Here is a 5,111-nt window from a genome sequence, read left to right as displayed (position 1 = left end):
AGGGGTCGCGTTTGTCATGTGCACCCCGGGGTGCCCTCAACACCTGCCTCATCGAGCCCAGCGAACGTCCATCAACCGAGAACGCAACGGCCTTGGGAGATCCCCAAGCCGGACGGTGGGACACGGGTTCTCGGCGTGCCGACGGTGGCGGATCGGGTGGCGCAGACGGTGGCCGCGATGGTGCTGGAGCCCCGAACCGAGTCGATCTTCCATGATGACTCGTTCGGGTACCGGCCCGGACGCGGGGCGCTGGATGCGCTGGCCCGATGCCGACAGCGCTGCTGGGAGAAGGACTGGGTCATCGACCTGGACGTCCGCAAATTCTTCGACAGCGTGCCGTGGGATCTGCTGATCAAGGCGGTGGAGGCCAACACCACGTACGAGCAGCGGTGGATCGTGCTGTATGTGCGCCGGTGGTTGGCCGCGCCGATCCTCACCATCGAGGGCAGGCTCGCTGAACGCGATTGGGGGACCCCGCAGGGTTCCGCGTTTTCTCCCGTCTTGGCGAACCTGTTCATGCATTATGCGTTCGATTCCTGGCTGGAACGCGAGTTCCCGACCGTGGAGTTCGAACGGTTCGCTGATGACGCGGTGGTGCACTGCGCGACCGAGCGACGGGCACGTCAGGTGCTGGCCGCGTTGCAGACGCGGATGGAACAGGTCGGGCTGGAGCTTCACCCGGCCAAGACGAAGATCGTGTATTGCAGAGACCGTAACCGCCGTCTCGATCATGAGGAGACGGCGTTCACGTTCCTGGGATACACCTTCCGGGCCAGGAAGGCCCCGACCCGGGATAAGACGGCGATGTTCTCGGCGTTCCTGCCCGCGGTCAGCAAGAACGCGCTCAAGAAGATGGGCGCCGAGCTGCGGTCCTGGCGGCTCCATCTGCGCACCACCAGCGATCTGGGAGAACTGGCCCGTTGGATGAATCCGGTCATCCGTGGCTGGATGAACTACTACGGCAAGTTCTACCGGACCGCGCTGGATGCCTTCCTCAAGCGCATCAACACCTACCTGGTGCGCTGGGCGCGACGGAAGTTCAAACGGCTGAGGTCGTTCAAGAAGGCAAAGCGCTGGTGGAACGGGGTGCTGGAACGTCAGCCCGCCCTGTTCGCCCACTGGGCCTGGATGACCGAGTTCTGACGGATCGGATGAGACGAGCGGAGTGACGGGAGACTGTCACGCTCCGTTCTGTGGGAGCCCGGGGGTGACATTCCCCCGGGCCACCCGGCGCGTTAACGCCGCGCCGCTCTCGTCGAGCTCGACGCGATGGACGCCCTCTGGCTCGGCATCGCCGCCGACCAACTCGTCGACGGCTACGAAGCGCCCTTCTACAAGGCCGACCGCGAGGCCGAATATCGCCAGGCCCATGCGGTCTTCGCCGAACGTCTCCAGCAGGCGCAGGCCGTACAGCAGAAGGACGGTGACGTGTGAGACCGACACTCACCGCCGAGGAACTGCTGGCAAGCCCGACCCGGTACCTCACCACCACGTTCGCTCTGTCGGGTGCCACGACGCGGAGCGCTGCTGTGACCTGTCGGCGGATACCCGCTCCCTCCGCATCCCTTCGCATAGCGCTTGCCTGCTTACGTTGGGTGAGGCAGACTGGGACATGCCAATCCCTCTGGGGTGCGGAAGTGAGGCCGGGCCTCCCGATGGAATCGGGCGTCCGGCCTTTGCGCTTTCCGAGCTAGTCGACGCAGATGGTCGACATTTTGAGCGACAGCAGATCGTAGAAGGCCGGCACTCCATCGATCCACCAGGTGGTGGCGCTCACCACGGCGTCGGCCGCCCACAGCAGTGGCTCACTGATCGACGGCTGCCAGGTGACCTCCAGGCTTTTAGGCACGATGGTTGCCTTGCGGAGGCCGGTGAGAAGTCCCCGGTCGAGATGGTCCTGCTCAGGCGAGCGCGATTCAATGACGACCTTGGCCGCCCCGGCTTGATCAACCTCGATCAGGAGCCGTTCGAGGCAGCGCCGCCGGGCTCGCTCGGTGCGGTGCCCGCCGCTGTATATGTGCACAGTGACGATGCCCGCTATCGGAAGTTCGGCGAGTGTGGTGGCGATGAGCCGCTGGCGGGCGGGGGTTTCGTCACGCCAGTGCAGACGAGGGCTCTTGCCCCGGCGAAGATCTTCCAGCGTGATGCGGATCTCGTCATGATGGGACGCGTCGATGATGACCCCTGCCATCGCGTAGATGCTGTCGTCATGAGGACGACGACGGAGACTCTCGTCGACAAAGGCCGTAAGCATAGAGTCAAGATATCGTCACAAGCAGTTATGTTTCGGCAACTCGTCCGAATGAGAGTGCGACAAGTGAGGAGGGAGGCGGCGTGAAGCCGACTCTGGCCGCTGAGGAACTGCGGGAGAGTCTGACCCAGTACCTCAGCACCACGTTCGCCCTGTCGGACTCGAGGACGCAGGAGGCTTTGGAGCTCTTCCTGAAGCACCCGGAACAGGGCATCTTCCGCGGCCCTTACCTGCCATCAGGACGCCCTTCCGCGACGCGGAGGACGGGTGGCAGGAGCGGGCGGAGTGGGTGCCGGACGGGTTCACGCCCTACCGGCACCAGGCAAGGGCGTTCGAGCGGCTGAGCACGCTCGGCAAGCAGGCCGAGCCGACCCTGATCGCGACCGGCACGGGCTCGGGCAAGACCGAGTCGTTCCTGCTGCCGGTGCTGGACCGCTGCTGCAGGAAGCGGGCGCAGGGCAGGCGCGGGGTGAAGGCCGTGCTGCTCTACCCGATGAACGCCCTCGCGGATCGGCTGACGGCCGAGGAGTTCGTCGGCGACATCGACTTCGCCCTGCCGCTCCCGGGGCCCGAGGAACTGATCGCGTGCGGAAATCCGCTGCGTCATCCAGGGGCGATGACTCAGCTCGCCGCCGCGGTCACCGGCAAGAACACGATCAGCGACGTCGAGCTCGGAGTTCGCGTGGGTCGGCGAGCTACCGGTCATCGACGCCGACTCGACGTTGAACCTGATGGGCAAGAGCCTGCTTCCGGCCGTCTACTGCCGGCACTGCGGACGTTCGGGCTGGGCGGCGTTCCCGCCGGAGAAGGACCCTGCCGAACTCATCACCAATCCCGTGCAACATGTTGTAGGAGAGGACCTGCTCCGTGCCGGTCGTGTCGTTCTTGATAGTCAGTCGTCGCCGAGTGCCGTCGATCGCGATCAGTTCCGACCGCATCTCGCGGATGAGGTCCCAGGTGTGGGGGCGTAGTCGGGGGAGTAGTTGCTGGACACCGCGTCGCGGCCGACCGTCTCGGCCGGCCCGGGTACGCCCTGCCAGTTCCCCGGATCCCGGGGGCCATGACGAGGTAGCCGATCTCCCGCTCGGCAGCGGTGGTGACCGTTCGCGTGCCGGGGTCGACGCCGGTGGCGGCGTCTCGGATCCAGTGCACTCCTTCCGGCATGACCTCGGACTCCAGCCGGACCAGAACGGCCAGCAGCCGATCGATGTCCTGGTCGGTCATCCGCCGCTGGGATCGCGAGTCGCGCATCTCGTAGTACGGCGACGCGATCTCCCAGGCCAGCTCACGCAGATCCGCGACGGGCACCGGCCCGCCGTAGAGCCTGCGCAGCAGCGCCGGCCAGATGAGCGTGAACTCCTCGCCGACCAGCGACGTGTACCAGTAGCTCTGGGGGAAGAGCGCCCCGCTCATCTTTCCCAACGCGGTGAACGACGCCTCCCACAACCGCTCCGAGTCCTTCAGCAGTGGCGCCGCCTTCTTCACCGGCAGCAGCCGCCCCTTGACCACCCGGACCAGCCCAGCCGCCTTGGCCCATTCCACGATCAGGTTCAATCCGGGCAGTTCGGTGCTGCTCTTCGTCCTGAACACCCGGTCGCCGATCTTCGGGTCGATCTCGTCGCCGGTCTCCAGCAGCGCTACGAGCGCCCGCGCGTCCGACAGGGTCAGTTTCACCGTCTGGGTCAGTTTCCGGCCTTCGCCCACCCACTCGGTGAACGCTTGCAACTTCTCCCGCATGGCGTTCAGAGTATGGCGCGGCGTCCGGCCTCAGCTGCCCGCATCGCGCGAACGAGTCCTTCTGGCCCATGAGACATCCGTAGGCTCAGGTGCTGTGGCGAAGAAACGTAGAGCGAAGGCAAACCCCACGCGGGGAGTCAGTGGCAATCCTGCCCGGCGCGCGCAGCAGCTCGCCGCCCGTCAGCCTTCACCCGACTCTCGTTCTGGGCTGTTCGAGTCGCTGCTGGGGACCGCTGGGGATCAGTGGTGGCCAGACTCCCAGCATACGATCATCGAGCGCCTCGCTGATCTGCCCGCTCACTCGCCGCTGCGGCTGGAGAACGCCGTCGTGGACCTGGTCGGCGAGGAGCTGTGGACGCGCATGCAGACCGAGACCATGGGTTTCCACTGGGACCGGTATCTGGCCTCCCTGGCCGACCTCGTCCACGACGAGATCCAGATCGCCGCGCGCACCGGCGGGCAGACGGACGACCTGTGGCGGATGCTGCACGGGCTCGCCGCGATGACCCCGCCGTCCAGCGGGGAGGTGCTGCGCCGCGACCCCGGCCTCGCCGTCCGCGAAGCCATCAAGGACACCACGACGGCCTTGGCCAAGGCCGGCATTGCTCCCGGGTGGCCGAGCGAGATTCTCTGGGCCACCCCGGCGGGAGAGCCGCTGCTGCTGGCCGACGAGTACGGCTCGCGGTACGCGCTCCTCGCCCCCTTCTCCTGGGGTGGCGAAGACCCGCACTGGTACTGCTGGGACATCGACCGCTGCACCGGAGACCGAGTCGTGCACGCTGCCGTCTTCGCCTCGCCGGAGGAAGCGCTCACCGAGTGGAGAGCCGCCGTTGGGACGCACGCGGCACCCGCCTCCACCCAACCGGCCCCGTGCCACCAAGCCGCCGCCCGCGACCTGCTGGATCCGCTGAGCCGTTCTGACCTCTTGGGCGCTCTGCTGCTCGGCAGTGAGTCGCAACAGCTGATCGCCGAGCGTTTCCGCCTGCGCCAGCGTGCCAGAGCCCTCTGCGAGTCGTTCACCGTCGCTCCTGTCCGTGGCCGTGCAAAAGTAGCCGCAGGTGGCCGGGTTGAGGTCACCGCTGGTGGCCAGTTTTAAGTCCCCACGTCTGTTCGTGCGCGTCTG

6 protein-coding genes are annotated in these 5,111 nt (G+C 66.5%); 4 read left to right on the top strand and 2 right to left on the bottom strand.

What is annotated here, in order from left to right:
- Positions 1 to 18 precede the first annotated feature (18 nt).
- Entirely contained in the window at positions 19 to 1,143 is a 1,125-nt protein-coding gene (ltrA, locus tag AB0I38_RS40090) for a group II intron reverse transcriptase/maturase (protein WP_358496019.1), read from the top strand.
- Between the two features lie 126 nt (positions 1,144 to 1,269).
- Entirely contained in the window at positions 1,270 to 1,434 is a 165-nt protein-coding gene (locus AB0I38_RS40085) for a hypothetical protein (protein WP_358496014.1), read from the top strand.
- Positions 1,435 to 1,690: 256 nt separating this feature from the next.
- Here AB0I38_RS40085 and AB0I38_RS40080 read toward each other — a convergent pair whose 3' ends face one another.
- Positions 1,691 to 2,191: a hypothetical protein gene (locus AB0I38_RS40080; RefSeq protein WP_358496010.1), complete on the bottom strand. Its 501-nt coding sequence runs from the start codon at positions 2,189 to 2,191 to the stop codon at positions 1,691 to 1,693.
- 349 nt (positions 2,192 to 2,540) lie between these two features.
- Here AB0I38_RS40080 and AB0I38_RS40075 point away from each other — a divergent pair, with 349 nt between their 5' ends.
- Positions 2,541 to 3,140, top strand: a complete 600-nt coding sequence (locus AB0I38_RS40075) for a DEAD/DEAH box helicase (protein ID WP_358496005.1) — start codon at positions 2,541 to 2,543, stop codon at positions 3,138 to 3,140.
- Here AB0I38_RS40075 and AB0I38_RS40070 read toward each other — a convergent pair.
- A complete protein-coding gene (locus AB0I38_RS40070) occupies positions 3,077 to 3,988 on the bottom strand; it encodes a hypothetical protein (RefSeq protein WP_358496000.1) in 912 nt (303 codons plus the stop codon). The genes AB0I38_RS40075 and AB0I38_RS40070 overlap by 64 nt on opposite strands.
- Positions 3,989 to 4,316: 328 nt before the next feature.
- Between AB0I38_RS40070 and AB0I38_RS40065 the strand changes: the two genes are divergently transcribed.
- Complete coding sequence (locus AB0I38_RS40065; RefSeq protein ID WP_358495997.1) at positions 4,317 to 5,084, top strand: hypothetical protein; 768 nt, start codon at positions 4,317 to 4,319, stop codon at positions 5,082 to 5,084.
- Positions 5,085 to 5,111: the final 27 nt, after the last annotated feature.

It is taken from the genome of Nonomuraea cavernae, assembly GCF_040655715.1.
Taxonomy (GTDB): Bacteria; Actinomycetota; Actinomycetes; order Streptosporangiales; family Streptosporangiaceae; genus Nonomuraea; species Nonomuraea cavernae_A.
This window is presented reverse-complemented; position numbering and strand designations above follow the sequence as displayed.

Coding starts and splice junctions, on each gene's coding strand:
- AB0I38_RS40085 (WP_358496014.1), top strand. CDS start 1,270: ATGGACGCCCTCTGGCTCGGCATCGCCGCCGACCAACTCGTCGACGGC.
- AB0I38_RS40070 (WP_358496000.1), bottom strand. CDS start 3,988: ATGCGGGAGAAGTTGCAAGCGTTCACCGAGTGGGTGGGCGAAGGCCGG.
- AB0I38_RS40080 (WP_358496010.1), bottom strand. CDS start 2,191: ATGGCAGGGGTCATCATCGACGCGTCCCATCATGACGAGATCCGCATC.